This is a genomic window from Glutamicibacter sp. 363, assembly GCF_052379505.1.
Lineage (GTDB): Bacteria > Actinomycetota > Actinomycetes > Actinomycetales > Micrococcaceae > Glutamicibacter.
This window is the reverse complement of sequence record NZ_JBQSYR010000013.1, coordinates 93,377-111,293: the sequence shown is the minus strand read 5'-3', so window position 1 is coordinate 111,293 and position 17,917 is coordinate 93,377. Positions and strand designations below refer to the sequence as shown.

The window sequence follows — 17,917 nt, the reverse complement described above, 5'->3', positions numbered from 1 at the left end:
TTCTTGGTGATAGGGTCTACAAATATTAACTGGATAAGTGCGAGGTTTTGAAAAATCCGCCGGGGTGAATTCGGTTAGTGGACGCATCGTTTTCGAAGTATGGGGACTTTATGGCAATTGATTCGGGAGCCGAAATTGCGGGGGCTAGCGATTCGGAACTGATTCAGGGCGCACGCGTTGGAAGCCGGGTGTGCCAAGAGCGGCTGTACCAGCGCCACAAGCAAGTTGCGCTGGCAGTTGCCTATCGGCATACCGATAATCCGTCTGAAGCAGAGGATATTGTGTCCGAAGCTTTTTTGAGAGTTTTCGCAAGCCTCAAGCATGGGTCCGGGCCGACCGAATTCTTCCGCGCGTATCTGTTGACCTCGGTTTCCAGGGAGGCCTTCTCTAGAAACAGAGCTGCGCGGCGTGAAGCCGACATCGATGAGATCGCAGAGTTCGCGAGTGAAACCCCGGATGCTGACGAAGTCATGCGGCGCGCCGAATCAGAGATCGTTATCCGCGCTTTCAAATCGCTGCCGGAGCGATGGCGTGCAGTTTTGTGGCATAACGAAGTCGATGGGCTTCCTCCCCGCGAGATCGCGACGATTCTTGGTATCACTCCCAACGCAGCGTCTGCGTTGGCCGTTAGAGCCCGTGAGGGGCTACGTGAGTCTTACCTTGCTGCCCACCTCAAAGAACATGCAGGCCTCGTTGCCGACTGCGCGTCTGCGCGCAAGCAGCTACCCGCGTTTATTCGAAATAACTTGAGTCCCAAGGCCACTCGATCCCTGAAGTCGCACCTTAAGAATTGCCCAGACTGTTCGCTTGTTTACGGCGAGCTTAAAAACATCGGCGCGCCCATGCGCAGCGTGGTGCTGCCATTGTTCGTTGGGGGAACCACTGTCTTAGGTATTTCAGCGTCAGGGGGACTGGCGCAACTCGGCGGCGGAATTACCGCCGCTACTGGTGGTTCCTCGGTTGCAGTATCGACTGCCGGTTCCGGGGCTGCAGCTGTGGTGACGGGAACCGTGAGTGCTTCGGCAGTTGCAGCTGGAGTGGGAGCTGGCCTAGCTGCGCTGGCGGTGGCCGCTTCAGCGGTCGGTATTTTGACGCCACTATTTGACGACCGTTCAACAGCACCCGTTGCATTGCCTCAGGAGCGGTCCGTTGAACAAGAGCCGGATAATGTAGATCCGATCGATGCGCCCTCCGCATTGGAGGACATCCTCATGGATCTCGTGTCATTTGAGTCCGCCACACCTGAATCGGAGGGCCGGGAGGGGCTGGACGACAGCCAAATGCGCTTGCCTCTGCAGAGTCCCGAGGGCCAGCGATCGGATCTCCCCGATAACGCCATTGCTGACTATCCTTTGAATTTGGGTAGTCCGGGCACTCCTACAATGCCTCCTGTAGAAGAAGCGTCCGATCTTCCGGCTTCTGCGCCTACGGTTGAACCGACGCCGGAGCCGACGGTGGAGCCTTCGCCGGAACCTACGGTCGAGCCTTCGCTGGAACCTACATCGGAACCAACGCCGGAGCCTTCGCCGGAACCTACGGTCGAGCCTTCGCTGGAACCTACATCGGAACCAACGCCGGAGCCTTCGCCGGAACCTACGGTCGAGCCTTCGCTGGAACCTACATCGGAACCAACGCCAGTGCCTACGGTTGAGCCGACGGTGGAGCCTTCGCCGGAACCAACGCTTGATCCGACTGTGGAGCCTTCGCTGGAACCTACATCGGAACCAACGCCAGTGCCTACGGTGGAGCCTTCACCGGAACCTACGGCGGAACCTTCGGTCGAGCCTTCGCTGGAACCTACATCGGAGCCAACGCCAGTGCCTACGGTTGAGTCGACGGTGGAGCCTTCGCCGGAACCTACGGCGGAACCTTCGGTCGAGCCTTCGCTTGTACCAACGCTTGATCCGACTGTGGGGACTTCGCTGGAACCTACATCGGAACCAACGCTTGATCCGACTGTGGAGCCTTCGCTGGAACCTACATCGGAACCAACGCCAGTGCCGACGGTTGAGCCGACGGTGGAGCCTTCGCCGGAACTTACGGTGGACCCAACGGTCGAGCCGACACCGGATCCATCCGAAGAACCGGTTGATCCAGAAGAGCCCGAATCGACATCGAGTTTTGACGTGTCGGTGGAACGAGTTAGCGACCGCTTCTTACCGCAGTATGTTTTCACAGTCGTCCCCGGAGCTGTAGCGCCCGGAGAGACCTTTGAGTTCAGCATGAAGATGGACCGCCGCTACTGGGGTTGGGCTAGCTTCGGACAGAACTGCTCGTCGAGTTCACGGTACTCGCAGCAGATGAACGTTGAATGCGTGGTCTCCGAGGACAGCCCTGTAAAACTGACGATCACGGTTCTACACGGACGCGGCAAGCTGGGTGTCCTTGTCGCGCAACCCGGAGCACCTGGATCAGGGGTCGAATTCGCTGTCCCTCGGCAGTAGCACCGGGCGGACGGGTAGGAAGCGCGCATCCGCCGTAAGCGGGTGCGCGCTAACGAAATCCCCGACGAGCAGATATCGCTTTGCGCCCGGCTATTGATTGGCTGATGGGCTCACCGATTACCGGTACGACATCATAAATATCGACCAGACAGTTCACTGCTGCTCTCATATGTTCAGGGTTTGCGGATGGCTCACCGTATCCTTGCTAACTTTTCTTTTCCAGAGAGGATCAAAAACTCTTGACCTGCATTCGGAATGTGTTTTAGGCTTCAAGGTAACCTGATATACCAATTGGATACTAAATGAAGATTTTGTGCTGGGCCCCAAGGAGGCACTTGATTCGCGCGAAATCCAACGGTCTTGAGGCCATACGAATAACCGTCACAAATGGCCGGCGCTGCACTTGCTTGCGGCTCCGACCCAGACGCAAAATCTTCTCTCCGGTTGGCCTAGGGATCCACAGCCAAGCATTCTGAGCGAGGGTAAAACCCAATGATCTCCAATGAAACAATCACCAGCTACCTTGAACGGCTCGCTTCTAAGGCGCCTACTCCGGGGGGAGGTGCTGCCGCGGCCTTGCACGCCGCCCAGGGCGCCGCGCTGGTGTCCATGGTTGCCGAGTTTACCTCCGGACCGCGATTCCGAGAGGTCGAGGACAAAGCTCAGCCGATCGCCAAACACGCACGCGTACTGATGCGTTCGGCGCTGTTCGAGGCGCAGGAAGACGAACGATTGTTCGGGGCCTTAGGCGATGCATACAGGATGCCCAAGGAGGATGAAGAGCAACAGGCAGCGCGCACCGCGGCCATACAAAGCGCCACCATTGCCGCGGCCGCACCGTTGGTCTCAACCGTTGAATCCTCCGCGGTGGTCATTGAGCTCGCCCAGCGTTTGGTCGAGATCGGAAACCGATCGGTGATCAGCGATGTGGCTGCCGCCGCCGAAGCGGCGCGAGCCGCCCTGGGTACCGCGCTGGTGACGCTGGAAATGAATATTGCGGCAATACAGGAAGCCGAACAGCGCGAACGCTTGAGCCTCGTGGCCAGCCAAGCCGCCGACGCGATCGTGGCGGCAGAAGCACTCAGCGCGCAGGTCCGCTTGGTGGTGGCTGCATGACCGCGCAACGCCTCGCCGGACAGCCGGTGGCCGCAGCCATCCGTGAACGCACCGGCCAACTCGTTTCGCGGCTGGCGAGCGAAGGGATCACCGCCCGGGTGGCGGTGGTGCTCGCAACCGACAACGAGGCAACGTCCTGGTATGTGCGCTCCATTGAACGCGCCGCCGAACGGCTCGGAGTTCACTGCCAGGTGCTCGACTTGGCCACCGGCACCCAGTCGGAGATTGCCCAAGCGATCCGTGCCTTGAACGCAGACGAGAAGGTGTACGGCATCATTCTGCAGACGCCGCTGCCCGAATCGGTTGACCCGGCCTCCCTGGTGCAGCTGATTGACCCGGCCAAGGATATTGATGGAGCCAACCCGCTGAGCCTGGGCAGGCTCAGCGTGGGCCAGCCGGCCTTTGCGCCGGCTACGGCACGTTCGGTCATCGAAATCCTCGAACACTATCAAGTCCCACTCGCCGGAGAGCACGTTGCGGTGGTGGGCCGTTCCGCGGTGGTGGGCAAACCGCTCGCCCAGCTCTTGCTGCAGCGCGACGCAACGGTGAGCATCTGCCATTCTCGAACCACCAATCTCGCCGAGATTACCAGGGGCGCGGCGGTGACCGTTGTGGCGGTTGGCCGGGCGAACCTGCTCACCGGCAACGAGGTCAGCGATTCGTCGGTAGTCATCGATGTGGGCACCAATGTCACCGAGGATGGCCAGCTGGTAGGCGATGTTCACGCGGAGTCGGTGCAGCCACTGGTCCGGGCGATGAGCCCGGTGCCCGGGGGAGTAGGCACGGTAACCACCGCCCTGTTGATCCTGCACGCAACGCAGGCGGCGCTAGCCGCCCTTGAAAATGCCGCATCGAAAGGAGCTCCCATGGCCGGACGCAGGTAGCTGTTCGCCAGCGTTTAGGGCACAAGTGCAAGGCAAGCCAGCCCGCATGGTTGCTTAGGACGTTGAACCGGCAGGTACAAGGCAACAATAGTATCTTCACGGTGCGCGTTGGCCTGGATCCGGAGTGGGATCTGGCGCCGGCGCAGCGCTGGAAAAAATAGCCGCTGCATCATCGCTTGGAAGGCCGATGATGCAGCGGCTTTCTTTGTGTTCCAGAGATTTTTGCCGTTCGAGCGTTGGCGTGGCCTGCCCACCGCAAACGGCCCATGCCGTGTTGCGGGTGGTTCAGATCAACGGGCAGTGCAATTCGAAGGGCCGCCACCTTGTAAATGAGCCAGGTGTATGCGGTTGAATGAGCTCCACGTAGAACTGGGACAAATTGGACACCAAGTCTCGAAGTCTACTGCGGTAGTGAGAGAGCTTCGCATCATCACGGCTCAATGGTTGGGCCCAGTTGATGAAGAATGGGGGTTAGAAGTGGTAGATGGGGCGTGATCGATCTGGGCGATGAATTCGTTGACCCATTGAACGGCGGAGATGACATCAGCGGCTACGTTGAGTCCATTTGCTGCTTCGGCATAGAGGGATTCCCAGTCGGTTTCTTCAACCGCTACAGGTGGCCAAGGGTGTGCGCTTTGCGGTAAGTGAAGAGTCGGACGCAGGTTGATCGTACTTGCGTGAGATCTAGTTGCTCTTGGGTGCCCAGCAGCTGAAGGTCTACGAGGTCCCGGGCTCGGTCACTTCCAGGAGCGGTAGATGCATGGATTTTCTGGGCGATTTGATGATCTGCTGGCATTACCGGCACAGGAGCTGGGGATGGTAAGCCGAGAGAAGTGAACATGTCGATAAGGTTCTCAGCAAGAACCAGTACGGGGTGTTCCGCGTCGCCGATTTCATTGTGGCCCAGTTCAAAGGGGACGGTGCACCATGCTTTACCCTTGTAGTCGAGCTTGACGTCGAAGGGTTTCATTACATAGAAAGCCGGGACTCCTGCGGGTTTCAGTTGCTTCTTTTCAACAAGACGTCCGGTGAAGCCCTCCCATCCTTCTAGGAGGCGATCTGCGAAATCATCGCGGAACTTTGCCAGTCCACTGGCCCGTGCGGCGTCGAGGTCACGCGTGAATCGTGTTCCAGTGCCATATCGCAATGCCATAGCACTTCCACCTTTTACGGATCCTCCGGGGAGCATTTGCCCGACAATGACCAGTGCCATGGAGGTGCGTCGCCGGGTGACTAAGCTTTCCTCACCTTCTAAGTTTCTAATGCGCTGGTTGAGCGCTGTGAGATTTGCGAGTGGGGTTGGATACTTCATACGGAAAGTTCCTTACGTACCTGGCGCCATTCTGCAGAGGTGAGAAGTCCTTCGGCGCGGGCCCTGGTCGCGGCGTCTCGTAGTCGTGATGCGGGTACTTGTCCGCGGCATTCAATGAGGGCTTCGGCAACCCGTTGCGCCGGAATCCCCTGATAGTGAGTCACTTTTGTGTCTACGGAAGCTCGAACGAGATTTATATAGCTAGGCATGGCTCGACGTACGCGATGGGTTGTACCAACTGTAATCTTTCGAGGGTTCACATCCGCCAGGCCCAGGAGGGCAAGGACAGTTTCTCCTCGCAGGTGGGAATCGACGCCCGCCCGTAAGGTGGCTTCCGCGAACTGATCGTGGTCAGTTGGTGGAATGTCGGTGACCCGGTAAAGGCGGTACCCGGTGTGTTCCAAACCGCCTCGGGCGGCAAGTTTTGGCAGCTCCACCGCCGGCACACCAGCGTCGGTGGCGCCGGTGACAGTGACGTAGCCATAGTTGTCGTAGGCGATCTCTCGCAAGATGTCTCTATAGCTTTGCTTCATGTCAATATTATACCGTTAACAGTATAAAATTGACACCACTATCAGCGGGCAAAATCCCTGTGCTGTATTGCCGAAGGCCGTGACGACAGGACTCCTCAACCCAGCGAATCCTGCAGTATGCGCTCAATGATGCTCGCGGTAGGTCTATTCGCGACTGGAATGTTCAGTTAATTGCATTGTTCCGTAACTACCGGAATGCATCTATTTACTGAACATCGGACGGGTGCGGTAGTTCATCACACAGGATGCCAACGACGAAGCCCGGTCTTGAGGAACCCCGGGTAGTTCCACTGCTGATCAAACGACGCGGAAACCAGAACGCAGCGCGCGTCTCGTACCTATATATGCGTATATACGGCAAAAGGCCGGGCAGCTGTTCATTATGAACGGCTACCCGGCCTCCCGGTGGCTGGATGTTGCTAGCTGGCCGAGGTGGCCAGCGAAACTCCGCGCAGCCGGTCCATCTGCGGATCGTACAGCGGATCATCGACCACGGTGGCGGCGATCGGCTTGCCGAAGTACTCGATCGCCACCGCGTCTCCGGTCTGCACAGTCTTCGGCAGCCAGGCGTAGGCGATGGGCTTGCGCACCGTGTAGCCAAAGGTGGCGCTGGTGACATAGCCTGCCGGTTCCCCGTTCACGTACACCGGTTCCTTGCCCAGGACCACGGACACGCCATCATCGATGGTCAGGCAGCGAAGCCGCTTGGTGGCCGCGGCGGCGCGGTCCGCCAGGGCGGCCTTGCCCACGAAGTCCACGGTCTTGGTGGCCTTGACCGCGAAGCCCAGCCCGGCCTGTTCCGGCTCGTGCTCGCTGGTCATGTCGGTGCCGAAGGAGCGGAAGCCCTTCTCCAGTCGCATGGAGTTGAACGCTTCGCGTCCACCGGCGATGATGCCGTGCTCCTGGCCGGCTTCGAAAAGCACATCCCAGAGCTTGGCGCTGACATCCGCCGAGGCGTAGAGCTCCCAGCCGAATTCGCCCACATAGGACAGGCGCATTGCGGTCACCGGAATGCCGGCGATGGAGATCTGCTTGGTGCGGAAGTACTTGAGCCCCTCATTGCTCATATCGTCTTCGCTGACCTTGGCCATCACCTCTGGGGCCAGCGGGCCCCAGAGCCCGATGCAGGAAGTTCCGGCGGTAATATCGCGGACGGACACCCACTGGCCCGGGTTCGCCTCGTTGAACTTGCGGGCCTCGCGGTCCAGATAGGCGACATCCACATTCGAGTTGATGCCGGCCTGGTAGAGCTCTTCGGAGATGCGGGCCACGGTGATATCGCTGGTGATGCCGCCGGCGGCGTCCAGCAGCAGGGTGTAGCTGACCATGCCAGGTGCGCGCAGCATATTCGCTGTGGTCAGGCCCTGGAGCATCTGCCCGGCGCCCGGGCCGGCGACTTCCACGCGCTTGAGCGGGGTCATGTCGAACATCGCCACGGCGGTGCGGGTCTTCCAGGCTTCCACCGCGGCAATCGGCGAGTGGAACATGTCCGACCAGTCATCGCGCGCCGGGGCGGCCCATTCGGCGGGCAGCTGCTCGAGCAGGGAGGCATTGGCCTCGTACCAATGCGGGCGCTCCCAGCCGGTGCCTTCCAGGAAGAAGGCTCCCAGTTCCTGCTGCCGGGAGAAGAACGGGCTGGTGCGCACATTGCGCGGCTTCAGCCGCGGCTCCAGCGGGTGGCGGATATCGTAGATCTCCACGAAGTTCTGCTGCGAGGTTTCGCTGACGTACTCCTTGGTGGTTTGCATGTCCTCGAAGCGGTTCAGGTCGCAGTCGCTCAGATCGGTCTTCGAGGTGCCGGTGGTGATCAGTTCGGCTACGGCCTTGGCGATGCCCGGCGCGTGGGTGACCCACACGGCCTCGGCCACGAAGAAGCCGTCGACCTCCTTGGACTGGCCCACCAGCGAACCGCCGTCCGGGGTGAAGGAGAAGATCCCGTTGAAGCCGCGCTGGATCTGGGTATTGCGCAGATCCGGCAGCAGTTCCTTGGTCGCTTCCCATTCGGCGGCGAAGTCCTCGGGGGTGAAGTCCAGCGAGGATGGCATCCGCTCGGAGGTGATTTCCTCGGGCTTGTAGGTCCGCAGGGTGTCCAGGTCCACGGGCATCGGGCGGTGCGCGTAGGAGCCGATGCCGATGCTCTCTCCCCACTCGCGGTAGTAGAGGTCGCGATCCTGGTAGCGCAGGATCGGCCGGCTGGCGCCGGCCGGCAGTTCGTTGATGCCCGCGAGGCTCGGTGCAGGGGTGGTCCAGGCGAACTGGTGTCCCAAAGGCAGCAGCGGGATCTCGGTGCCCACCATCTTTCCGATATTCGGGCCCCAGAAACCCGCGCAGGAGACCACGATATCTGCCTCGTAGCGGTCCTCACCGCAGATGACCGCGGTGACCTTGCCGCCGGATTGCTCGATATCGGTGACCACGGTGCGGTCGCGGAATTCCACGCCCGCGGCCTTGGCGCGTTCCATCACCAATTGGGTTCCCTTGGCGGCCAGAGCCAATCCGTCGTTCGGCGTGTAGAGGCCGCCGAGGACCAGCTCGGGGTTGAGCATCGGGAACTTCTTCAGGCAGTCCTCCGCGTCGACCACGTGGGCCTCCACCTCATAGGAGCGGTTCCACCCGGCGCGGCGATGCAGATCTGCCAAGCGCGCTTCGGTGGTGGCGATCTCCAGTCCGCCTACGCGCAGGTAGGAGCCACGGCCGTCGGCGCCCACCAGAGAGTCGAGCTTCTCGATGGTGTACTGCGCGAATTCGGTCATGGATTTCGAGCCGTTGGACGAGAAGACCAGGCCCGGGGCGTGGGAGGTGGAGCCGCCGGGGATATCCAGCGGGCCCTGTTCGATAACCAGGGTATTGGTGTGGCCCAGTTGGACAAGTTCGTCCGCCAGGTTAGCGCCGACGATTCCGGCTCCGATGATGACGACCCGAGGTGAAGTTTGAGACATGGGGGACTCCTTATGTACTGATGGTGTGGTGGAGCAACTGCTGGCGGTACTGGGGGATCGGGCCGCGACGGCTAGGCATCGATGACCAGATCGGTTTGCGCGGTGGAGCAGCAGGGCAAGAACTTGCCGGCGGTGATCTCCCGGGCGCGAATGCCGCCCTGGTGGTTCATCTCCACGTCCCCTTCGAGCTTGACGACCTTGCAGGAGCCGCACATGCCTTCCTGGCAGTTGGCCCCGATGCGCACTCCGGCGCGTTGGGCTACCCCCAGGATGCGCTCATCCGAGTTGATCTTGACGTTGATCGCGGTCCGCAGGAAGGTCATGGTCAGCTCGCCTTCGCCCACGGTGGGGAAGGAGGAGGCGGCAGGCGGCTCTTCTTCGGTGACCAGCGGTTCGGCCGGCGGCAGCGGAACATCGGAGTCGACCACGACCAGCTTTTGGCCGACGGCCTCGAGGGTGCCCGTTTCGTCATAGTCCGGCTCGTACATGCTCAGCTCCGGCGGCTGGCTCTCGTAGAACTCCTCCACCGATTCGGCGACTTCTTCCGCGATGCCCTCTGCCAGTGCGATTTCTGCCTGGTATTCGAGCAGCGTCTTGCGGTCTCCGGAGAAGAATTCCATGAACACCGAGGTGTCATCCACGCCGACTTCGCGCAGCAGCTTGGTGGCCGAATTCAGATAGCCTTCCGGACCACAGGCAAACACCTTGCGCCCGTTGGCATCCGGGGCCACCGCCTCGATCATTTCAGCGGTGAGCCGTCCGGAGTATCCGTCCCAATCTGCGGGTTTTTCGCGATTTCCGAGCGAGTAGGAGACCCTGATGCGCGGATCGACCTGCTTGATGTATTCCAGCTCGCGCCAGAAGGGGAAGTCTCCGGGCACGGTGCCGTGGCAGAGCACCACCACATCGGCCTGGCCGGGCAGCGAGTGGATGGTGCGCACCATGGAGATGATCGGAGTGACCCCGGCCCCGGCGCCCAGGAACAGGAAGCGGGCGCGGCGGTCGGAATCGCCCAGGTGGAAGGCCCCGACCGGGCCGAGCATATCCAGCACCATGCCCGGACGCAGGTTCTCATGCGCCCAGGTGGATACCAGTCCCTTGGGGTCGCGCTTGATGCTGACATTGAAGGTCCAGGGCACGGTGGGCGCGCTGGAAATCGAATAGCTGCGGTCCACCGTCTCCTGGTCTTCGCCATGCACCGGGAAAGCGATGTTCAGGTACTGCCCGGCGCGGAACGCCAGCGGTGCGCCATCGAGGCGGCGGAAGACGAACGTCATCAGCCCGCCGGCTTCCTCGATGGTCTGCACGCATTCGGCCAGGAATTCCTGGGGATGCCAGGGGCCCAGTGCGCGCGCTGCGCTCGCCGGGCCTTCTTGGCTGCTGAGCACCCTGTTCCAGGGCATTTCCAGCCCGCGCAGGCGCTGGGCGCTGCTCAGGAGCTTGGCGGTACCGGTCATGCCAGGTGCTCCAAAACGCGCTGGGTGTACCAGTTGATGAATGCTTCGACCTGGTATTCGCTCTTCATGTACGGGCCGGGTTCGTAGGCGGGGCTGCTGGCTCCGGACTGGCAGAGCTCGACAAAGGCCTTGTCCTGCAGATTCGTCTGCTTCCAGGTGTGGGTGAGCGTCTCCAGATCGTAGTCGTCGCCCTCCACCGCATCGTCGGCCACGAGCCAGGTGGTGCGGACCAGAGTCTGGTGCTCGTTGATGGGGAACGCGGCGAAGGTGATCACGTGGTCGGACTGGAAGTGGAACCAGCTATTGGGCTGCAGGTGCATGGAGCAGCGGCCCAAGCGGAAGTCGCGCAGCTCGCCGAGCAGCTTCTTCGAGAGCCGGTGCCCGTCGGCGGAGAAGGACTCTCCGTCGCCATCCAGGGATTCACGGGAAATGCGGATCCCCGCGACGCGGGTGTCCAGCTCCTCGACGACTTCGTACGGGATCCCGTAGCGGCGGCAGCGTTCTTCCAACCCTGCCTGGGCTTTCTGGTTGCGTTCCCAGACTTCTTCGAGATGCGTAGGGACGGTCTCGTCGGTCAGGCCCCAGGTGGGGAACAGCGAGCAGGCTAGTTCCGGGTGGCCATCGCAGTGGTAGCACTCGCGGTTGTTCTCCATCACCAGCTTCCAGTTGCCCTCTTCGATGATGTTCTGCTGGTAGGCGACCTTGGCGCGGGAAATATCATGCGGGGCCAGGTAGGGTTCGAAAATTTCGGCGACCTGGTCGAAATCCTCAGGTGGCTCCTTGGCCAAGGACACAAAGATCAGCCCGGCGTGGATCCGGCCGTGGGCGCGCTTGAGCGCAAAGCAATTCTTGTCAAAGGTTCCCTCGCCCGGAGCCGAGGCGTGGATCAGGTTGCCCTCGGGGGAGTAGGTCCATGAGTGATAGCCGCACACCAGGTTGCCGGTGCTGCCCGAGGCTTCGGTCAGCACGCGGGCACCGCGGTGGCGGCACACATTGTGCAGCACGTTGACGCCTCCGTCATCGGTGCGCAAAACGATCAGCGAATGCGGCCCGTAGTCGAGGGTGACGTAGTCTCCGGCCTCCGGGATTTCGGCAACGCTGGCGGCAAAGAGCCAGTGGGTTCCGAAGATTGCCTGCATTTCGACCTTGAATACCGCAGGATCCGTATACAACGGTGCCTCAAGCGAGTAGCCCTTGCGCCGATTCTGAAAGAGTTCGGTAATCTCGGCGAGCTGTTCATCGCTTACCGTTGAGGCGAGCTTGCCACGCGTCGAGTGCGGAGTGCTTACCGAAGCGGTCATATTTTACTCCTAGAAGCCGGACGCCTGCAGGCGCCCATGAATGTGAAAATGGGGAAGATTCATTGTGAGTCGAATCACCATATGAGTCGAGACTAGAAACAATCGGCCAACAAGAAAAGCGCAAGAAAGTGAATGAAATCGTGCAGAATAGGTGCATGATTGATCCTCGACTCATTACCCTTCGAGTCTTCTCCTCGGCGGGCACCATTGCACGGACCGCCGAACTCACCGGATACTCGCCATCGGCGGTCTCCGCACAGCTTCGTGAGCTGCAGCGTTCCCTGGGAATCAAGCTGATGATCAAGGATGGGCGCGGGGTGCGGTTGACCGTCGCGGGCCGGCACTTTGTGGCGGGACTCGACGACATTGTGACGCAATGGGAGCTGCTGCGGTCCTCGGCGCTGTCGGCCGAGGGGCAGGTTCAGGGCGATTTCGGACTGGGCGGTTTTTCGACGGCGGCAGCGCAGCTGCTGGCCCCGCTGGCATCGACCCTGCGCAGAACGCGGCCGCATGTCGAGGTGCGGCTCGTGGAGGCCCAGCCGCAGCGCTGCCTGGATCTATTGCTGGCCGAGCGGATCGACCTCGCCGTGATCGTGGCATCGCAAACACCTGGATCAAGTGGCGGCAACGCCAAGTTCGAGCAGACGGTGCTGCTCGATGACCCGCTCGATGTGGTGCTGCCCGCGGAGCATCGGCTGGCGATGAATAAATCGGTGTCGCTCTCAGAGCTCGCCGAGGATCCGTGGATCTCGGACTCGGAGCAATCGGTCTATCGAGCCCTGTTCGTTGCCGCCTTCACCTCGCTGGGGGTCACCCCGCATATTGCCCACGAGGCGGTCGAGTGGGAAACGATGATCGCCTTCATCGGGGCGGGACTGGGAGTGGGATTGATGCCGCGCTTGGCGACCTTGGGCAGTGCGGAGAATGTGGTGCGCCGCCGAATCTCCGGAGCAATCAAGCCATCGCGGCGAATCGTCGCGGTGACGCGCAAGGGCAGCAAGGGGGCGCCGCTCATCGAGGAATCTTTGACGGTTCTGCAGAGCACCGCAAAGAGCATTATTTCCCAGCGATTGACCGAGGAATTGGACGGGTAGCCCCTCCCTCTGGCATCGGCGGGAGCGCGAGTCAAGTTTCGGTTTCCTGTTGACATAGATCACACTCATGAGGAGACTTGGCCTAATTCCAATTAGTATCCAACTGATATTTCAAGGGAAAGGTCCACCATGGGCAACTTGGCAGTAAGCTACGCCGGCGCCGGCAAGGTCGAACTCATCGATTCGCCGTATCCGGAATTTGAATTGAAGGACGGCCCGGGAGTCCACCCGGCAAATATTGGCCGCCAGGTCCACCACGGCGTCATCCTGCGCACCATCGCCACCAATATCTGCGGCTCCGACCAGCATATGGTCCGTGGCCGCACCACTGCCCCGGAGGGTCTTGTGCTGGGCCACGAGATCACCGGAGAAGTGATCGAAGTCGGTCGCGACGTGGAGTTCCTCAAGGTGGGGGACGTCGTTTCGGTGCCCTTCAACATCTCCTGCGGCCGCTGCCGCAACTGCAAGGTCGGACAGACCGGCATCTGCTTGAACGTCAACCCGGACCGTCCGGGTTCCGCCTACGGCTACGTGGACATGGGCGGATGGGTCGGCGGGCAAGCCGAATACGTGCTGGTTCCGTACGCAGACTGGAACGCGCTGAAATTCCCGGACCGTGACCAGGCCATGGAGAAGATCCTCGACCTGACAATGCTTTCGGACATCTTCCCCACCGGGTACCACGGCGCCATTGGCGCCGGAGTGACGGTCGGATCGACCGTGTATGTCGCCGGCGCCGGCCCCGTGGGCCTGGCGGCGGCGACCTCGGCGCAATTGCTCGGCGCGGCGACCGTCATCGTTGCGGATCTCAACGCCGACCGGCTAGCCCAAGCGCGCAGCTTCGGATGCGAGACGGTGGACGTCTCGCTCGGCGATCCGGGCGAGCAGATCGCACAGATCCTGGGCACGCCCGAGGTCGACTGCGGCATCGACGCTGTCGGCTTCGAGGCGCGCGGCCACGGGCACGACGCCGGGAAGGAGCAGCCGGCCACCGTGCTGAACTCGCTCATGGAGATCACCCGGGCCGGCGGCAGCCTCGGCATCCCCGGGTTGTATGTCACCGGAGATCCCGGAGCCAGCGACGAGGCGGCCAAGCAGGGTTCGCTATCCATGCGCTTCGGGCTAGGTTTTGCCAAGTCCCATACCTTCGTCACCGGCCAGTGCCCGGCGATGAAGTACAACCGAGGGCTGATGCAGGCGATTCTTTCGGACAAGGTCTCGATCGCCAAAAACGTCAACGCAACCGCCATTCCGTTGACCGACGCACCCAAGGGATATGCGGCCTTCGACGAGGGTGCGGCGCAGAAGTTCGTGCTCGACCCGCACGGACTGATCGGCGCCTAGCTCGCGGAGCGCAGCGCGGGGACGCAAGGTTTACTCCTTCGGCCCCGCGTTTGTGCCGTAGCCGGTGCATCATTCGGCGACCGCCGTGCCCCTGCCAGTTCATCGAGCACGGCGGTCGCCGCCTTTAACCTGACCGAGCAACGACTTTGTTGCGCCCGTTTTCCGGTTGCGGGCAGGCCAAGCCGCGGAGCCATTGCGGAAGGCCGTCATGTTCCACCATCAAAGGAAAATCTATGAATCGCAGTGATCAACCAGTTCAAGATCTAGTCAGCGAGCTGCATTCGGCTCGCCGGCGCAGGCCGAGAAAATACCCGTCAGGCGGGACCGACTATTGGGTTTTCGGAATTGCCGGCGCCCTGGCGCTGGCGTTCATCGCTTGGGGGTTCGCCTCGCCGACCGGTCTGGGAAACACCGCGGGCAAGGCCTTGGACTGGGTAATCACGAATACCGGTTGGATGTTCGTGATTGCGGCTACCGTCTTCACCATATTCGTGCTGGTTGTGGCGGCCAAGAACTTCGGCCGCATCCCGCTGGGTAAAGATGGCGAGAAGCCGCAATTCAGCACCATCTCCTGGATTTCCATGATGTTTGCCACCGGAATGGGCATCGGACTGGTGTTCTACGGTGTGGGTGAACCGTTGTTCTTCTACATGTCCCCTCCGCCGGGAACGGTTGAGGGGCAGAGTGCCGCGGCCGTCGGCACCGCCATGGGCACCACGCTGTTCCACTGGACGCTCTTCCCCTGGGCCATGTATGCGATTGTCGGCTTGGGCATGGCCTACGGAAGCTTCCGCTTGGGACGGCCGCAGCTGTTCTCCGCGATGTTCAGCTCAATTTTTGGCGAGCGGGTGGTCAACGGCTGGGGCGGCAAGACGATTAACATCTTGGCCATCCTGGCGACGCTTTTCGGGTCGGCTTGCTCATTGGGACTCGGTGCGCTGCAAATCGGCGGCGGAATACAGTCTGCCGGACTCCTGCCGACCGTGGGCTCCGGAGTTCTGGTCCTGATCATCGCGGTTCTCACCGCCTTGTTCGTCGGTTCGGCGGTTTCCGGCATTGAGCGCGGAATTCAATGGCTTTCGAATATCAACATGATTCTTGCGGTCATCCTCGCGGCTATCGTGTTCATCGGTGGACCAACGTTGTTCATCTTGAATGTGATTCCAAACGCGGTGGGATCCTTTATCAGTGATCTGCCTGAAATGGCTTCGCGAACGGCTTCTTCCGGCGACGGAACCATGGCCACCTGGTTGTCATCCTGGACTATCTTCTACTGGGCCTGGTGGGTTTCATGGACCCCGTTTGTCGGTCTTTTCATTGCCCGCATCTCGCGTGGCCGCAGCATCCGCCAATTTGTCACCGGAGTGCTGCTGGTGCCGTCTACGGTGACGTTGATCTGGTTCGCCATCTTCGGCGGCGGTGCGATCGGCCTGCAGGAGCGGGCGGAACGTTCCGGAGACATGGGCCAAGCAATGGCGCAGATGGTGGATGGGGTGCCGAATATCAACTTCAATTCGGTGCTTTTCGATCTGCTTGGAAGTTTGCCCTTCCCCGCATGGTTTGGAACAGTGCTCATCGCGTTGACGGTGGTATTGATCGCGATCTTCTTCGTCACCGGAGCCGACTCGGCCTCCATCGTCATGGGCGCGCTGAGCGAACGCGGTGCCGAGGAGCCGTCCAAGAAGTCGGTGATTTTCTGGGGTGTTTCGGTTGGTGCGGTGGCCGCGGTCATGCTGCTGGCCGGAGGAGACCACCCGGCTGCGGCATTGAACGGATTGAAGAACATCACCATCGTCTCGGCGCTGCCGTTCGTGCTGGTGATGCTGCTGCTCTGCGTGGCGATTTGGAGAGATCTGAGCAAGGATCCCCTGGTGCTCCGGGGCAGAGTTGCGCTTGAAGTCCTCGAACAAGCCGTGGACGATGGGATAGATCGGCACGACGGAGAGCAGTTCTGCCTGATGACCACCGAGCAGACGATCGTCACGGTCCAGAATGCGCCCCTGAACGGTGAAGCGAAGGACGTTTTTGCAGATTTGGACGAGGAATACGTTGCGGAGTTGGGCTCCCCGAATGGCCTGCCCGATTCCCTGGGCCCCGACGGGGATCTGGAAACCGAAAAGGCAGCCAAATAAGCCAAGCGCCTTGCGCACTAGGCCTGGCGGGCCGAGCAATCCGTCGCCTAGCTCGGTCCGTCAGGGTGCGCGACGCAAGGCCTGCTCAAAGTGCGTGACATGCGCCGAGACCAACCGCGCCGCCAGCTCGTCTTCGCCCTCGAGGATTGCACGCAGCAAGGCCGAATGCTCGGTGATGTGCTCGGCGATCGGCGGCATTTGGTCAATCACCAGGCACCAGATCCGCGTCACCAGATTATCCAAGCGGACGAGGGTCTCCTCAAGATGCTTGTTGGCGCTGGCCTTGTAGATGAGCCGGTGGATTTGCACATCGAGCAGCAACAGCGAACGCTGATCGACGCTCCCGTCCAGGGCATCGATCGTGTCCAGGTAGTTGGTGATCTCGGCCCTGATTCCGGCATCTTTATTGGCCGCCGCATTTCGGGCAGCCAGGGGTTCGAGACTCTGGCGGATTTCGGAAATATGGTTCAGCTCGTGGAAGTCAACGGCCGTGGCAAAGGTGCCGCGGCGCGGGTAGGAAACCACCAGGTGATCCGTTTCCAGCCGTTTCAGGGCTTCCCGGATCGGAGTGCGCCCCACGCCGAGTTCTTCGGCTAGTTGCGGCTCATGAATTGGGTGGGTGGGAGCAATTTCGAGCAGTACCAGGCGATCGCGAAGTACGCCATAGGCATGATCGGCCATCGATTGGGTACCTGTATCGGTGCCTGCGGTCTTAGGGGGCATCAAATTGTCGCTCTCTTCACTGGTCATATATCAGTTGCCAATAATCAAAGGGTATCGCTCGAGTGCCAATCGGTCACTTCCTCAGAGCTGCGAAAGAGTCGTTGCGGACCAAGCGCCAGCGGTTCACTCACCGGCGCGGCTCCAGTACGAAGTTCAGGCCTTGGCGCACTTGCGCGGCAGGCGGCCCTGAAAGCCAAGAAGGTGCGCCCGTTTGCCTGGGGGGAACGTGGATCCGTAGGGTTGCGAAATCGCTTGATGCAGCGGTTTTCCGGGCAATGAAAAATCCCCTAAGAAACTTATTGACGCTGTGACGCAGCGAACATAGACTTGTGATCAGTTATTGATATATCAGAGATTGGAATCAGGGTTTGATCTGTCGATTGCCGAAGTTGAGATGCAGAAATCAACTTCCGATTTCGGAACGGACTTTGGGCCCGTGCGGGATACTGGCATTGGATTCACCCCTAATCTAAAATCATTGCTCACAGCAGCGATACCCTGCTAGGGAGGGGTGCGGATCTTCTGGCATTGGTGAGCCAATGCAAGAAGGAGGGCGTGGTTGGTCAACAACGACAGATCGCAGGCGTAGACCACATCGATTCCCCACGAAATGTACGAGGCGTGACGGGACACTGTCA

Annotated in this window: 12 protein-coding genes; 6 read left to right on the top strand and 6 right to left on the bottom strand. The window is 60.8% G+C overall.

From position 1 onward, the window contains the following. Positions 1 to 110 precede the first annotated feature (110 nt). The 3 genes from ACT3UA_RS09780 to ACT3UA_RS09770 all read left to right on the top strand — a co-directional run bounded on the left by ACT3UA_RS09780 (position 111) and on the right by ACT3UA_RS09770 (position 4,444). Entirely contained in the window at positions 111 to 2,444 is a 2,334-nt protein-coding gene (locus tag ACT3UA_RS09780) for a sigma-70 family RNA polymerase sigma factor (protein ID WP_444616233.1), read from the top strand. 492 nt (positions 2,445 to 2,936) lie between these two features. Continuing rightward, a complete protein-coding gene (locus tag ACT3UA_RS09775; RefSeq protein WP_105552556.1) occupies positions 2,937 to 3,560 on the top strand; it encodes a cyclodeaminase/cyclohydrolase family protein in 624 nt (207 codons plus the stop codon). Further along, positions 3,557 to 4,444 carry a bifunctional 5,10-methylenetetrahydrofolate dehydrogenase/5,10-methenyltetrahydrofolate cyclohydrolase gene (locus ACT3UA_RS09770; protein WP_096287972.1) on the top strand — a complete coding sequence of 296 codons (888 nt, stop codon included), beginning with the start codon at positions 3,557 to 3,559 and terminating at the stop codon, positions 4,442 to 4,444. The genes ACT3UA_RS09775 and ACT3UA_RS09770 overlap by 4 nt, the downstream gene beginning before the upstream one ends. Before the next feature lie 610 nt (positions 4,445 to 5,054). Here ACT3UA_RS09770 and ACT3UA_RS09765 read toward each other — a convergent pair. The 5 genes from ACT3UA_RS09765 to ACT3UA_RS09745 all read right to left on the bottom strand — a co-directional run bounded on the left by ACT3UA_RS09765 (position 5,055) and on the right by ACT3UA_RS09745 (position 11,986). Further along, positions 5,055 to 5,756: a nucleotidyl transferase AbiEii/AbiGii toxin family protein gene (locus tag ACT3UA_RS09765; protein ID WP_444616230.1), complete on the bottom strand. Its 702-nt coding sequence runs from the start codon at positions 5,754 to 5,756 to the stop codon at positions 5,055 to 5,057. Then, a complete protein-coding gene (locus ACT3UA_RS09760; RefSeq protein WP_444616228.1) occupies positions 5,753 to 6,289 on the bottom strand; it encodes a type IV toxin-antitoxin system AbiEi family antitoxin domain-containing protein in 537 nt (178 codons plus the stop codon). Before ACT3UA_RS09760 ends, ACT3UA_RS09765 begins: the two co-directional genes overlap by 4 nt. Before the next feature lie 419 nt (positions 6,290 to 6,708). Beyond that, positions 6,709 to 9,228, bottom strand: a complete 2,520-nt coding sequence (locus ACT3UA_RS09755) for a GcvT family protein (RefSeq protein ID WP_444616226.1) — start codon at positions 9,226 to 9,228, stop codon at positions 6,709 to 6,711. 71 nt (positions 9,229 to 9,299) lie between these two features. Then, the gene (locus ACT3UA_RS09750; RefSeq protein WP_096255428.1) at positions 9,300 to 10,685 is read right to left on the bottom strand and encodes a flavin reductase family protein; all 1,386 of its coding nucleotides are present in this window, start codon (positions 10,683 to 10,685) and stop codon (positions 9,300 to 9,302) included. Further along, positions 10,682 to 11,986: an aromatic ring-hydroxylating oxygenase subunit alpha gene (locus tag ACT3UA_RS09745; protein ID WP_096288342.1), complete on the bottom strand. Its 1,305-nt coding sequence runs from the start codon at positions 11,984 to 11,986 to the stop codon at positions 10,682 to 10,684. Before ACT3UA_RS09745 ends, ACT3UA_RS09750 begins: the two co-directional genes overlap by 4 nt. A 155-nt stretch (positions 11,987 to 12,141) precedes the next feature. On the opposite strand from ACT3UA_RS09745, the gene ACT3UA_RS09740 reads away from it, so the two are divergent. From ACT3UA_RS09740 to ACT3UA_RS09730, 3 genes are all read left to right on the top strand, one after another. After that, positions 12,142 to 13,080, top strand: coding sequence for a LysR family transcriptional regulator (locus ACT3UA_RS09740; RefSeq protein ID WP_444616223.1), 939 nt, complete (start codon positions 12,142 to 12,144; stop codon positions 13,078 to 13,080). 129 nt (positions 13,081 to 13,209) lie between these two features. Further along, a complete protein-coding gene (fdhA, locus tag ACT3UA_RS09735) occupies positions 13,210 to 14,424 on the top strand; it encodes a formaldehyde dehydrogenase, glutathione-independent (RefSeq protein ID WP_444616221.1) in 1,215 nt (404 codons plus the stop codon). A gap of 233 nt (positions 14,425 to 14,657) precedes the next feature. Continuing rightward, positions 14,658 to 16,556, top strand: coding sequence for a BCCT family transporter (locus ACT3UA_RS09730; RefSeq protein ID WP_096288346.1), 1,899 nt, complete (start codon positions 14,658 to 14,660; stop codon positions 16,554 to 16,556). A 60-nt stretch (positions 16,557 to 16,616) separates the two neighbouring features. On the opposite strand, the gene ACT3UA_RS09725 is transcribed toward ACT3UA_RS09730, so the two are convergent. Beyond that, a complete protein-coding gene (locus ACT3UA_RS09725; RefSeq protein WP_096288460.1) occupies positions 16,617 to 17,279 on the bottom strand; it encodes a GntR family transcriptional regulator in 663 nt (220 codons plus the stop codon). Positions 17,280 to 17,917: the final 638 nt, after the last annotated feature.

What these genes read in the sequence shown, in the direction of transcription:
- ACT3UA_RS09780 (WP_444616233.1), top strand. Translation starts at nt 111, where the DNA reads ATGGCAATTGATTCGGGAGCCGAAATTGCGGGGGCTAGCGATTCGGAA.
- ACT3UA_RS09770 (WP_096287972.1), top strand. Translation starts at nt 3,557, where the DNA reads ATGACCGCGCAACGCCTCGCCGGACAGCCGGTGGCCGCAGCCATCCGT.
- ACT3UA_RS09730 (WP_096288346.1), top strand. Translation starts at nt 14,658, where the DNA reads ATGAATCGCAGTGATCAACCAGTTCAAGATCTAGTCAGCGAGCTGCAT.
- ACT3UA_RS09740 (WP_444616223.1), top strand. Translation starts at nt 12,142, where the DNA reads ATGATTGATCCTCGACTCATTACCCTTCGAGTCTTCTCCTCGGCGGGC.
- ACT3UA_RS09745 (WP_096288342.1), bottom strand. Translation starts at nt 11,986, where the DNA reads ATGACCGCTTCGGTAAGCACTCCGCACTCGACGCGTGGCAAGCTCGCC.
- ACT3UA_RS09725 (WP_096288460.1), bottom strand. Translation starts at nt 17,279, where the DNA reads ATGCCCCCTAAGACCGCAGGCACCGATACAGGTACCCAATCGATGGCC.
- ACT3UA_RS09775 (WP_105552556.1), top strand. Translation starts at nt 2,937, where the DNA reads ATGATCTCCAATGAAACAATCACCAGCTACCTTGAACGGCTCGCTTCT.
- ACT3UA_RS09755 (WP_444616226.1), bottom strand. Translation starts at nt 9,228, where the DNA reads ATGTCTCAAACTTCACCTCGGGTCGTCATCATCGGAGCCGGAATCGTC.
- ACT3UA_RS09760 (WP_444616228.1), bottom strand. Translation starts at nt 6,289, where the DNA reads ATGAAGCAAAGCTATAGAGACATCTTGCGAGAGATCGCCTACGACAAC.
- ACT3UA_RS09765 (WP_444616230.1), bottom strand. Translation starts at nt 5,756, where the DNA reads ATGAAGTATCCAACCCCACTCGCAAATCTCACAGCGCTCAACCAGCGC.
- fdhA (WP_444616221.1), top strand. Translation starts at nt 13,210, where the DNA reads ATGGGCAACTTGGCAGTAAGCTACGCCGGCGCCGGCAAGGTCGAACTC.
- ACT3UA_RS09750 (WP_096255428.1), bottom strand. Translation starts at nt 10,685, where the DNA reads ATGACCGGTACCGCCAAGCTCCTGAGCAGCGCCCAGCGCCTGCGCGGG.